The following is a 328-nucleotide window of genomic DNA, read 5'->3' on the forward strand; positions in this document are numbered from 1 at the left end:
CTCACGGCGGGGTGCTCTTCGGGTGGGCGGGCGCGTTCGCGGGCGAGGGCGCGGGCGGCGCGGCGCAGGAACCCGAGCGCGTCGCCAGGCACGGTCGGCAGGTGCTGCGGGAGGGGACCGAGCGGGCTGAGGTCGGTGAACGGTAGTTGGTCGTTGCCGAAGGCGGTGGTGAGGAGGTCGAGGTCTCGGGTGTGGGCGGTGATCTCGATGATCTGGGCGTGGCGGCGCCCGCCGACCGGGGGTGGCCCGGCGGCCGGGGGTCGGACCGAGAGGACGTACTCGAGTCGGCCGAGGTGGTCGTAGAGGGCGATCCGCCAGCGTTGGTGTC

1 protein-coding gene is annotated in these 328 nt (G+C 74.4%); it reads right to left on the bottom strand.

Annotated elements, in window-relative coordinates; genetic code table 11:
• The coding region (locus tag QRT03_RS32045) for a hypothetical protein (protein ID WP_286057232.1) at positions 1–328 on the bottom strand (328 nt) is incomplete at both ends.

Source organism: Actinomycetospora termitidis (genome assembly GCF_030286555.1).
GTDB lineage: Bacteria > Actinomycetota > Actinomycetes > Mycobacteriales > Pseudonocardiaceae > Actinomycetospora > Actinomycetospora termitidis.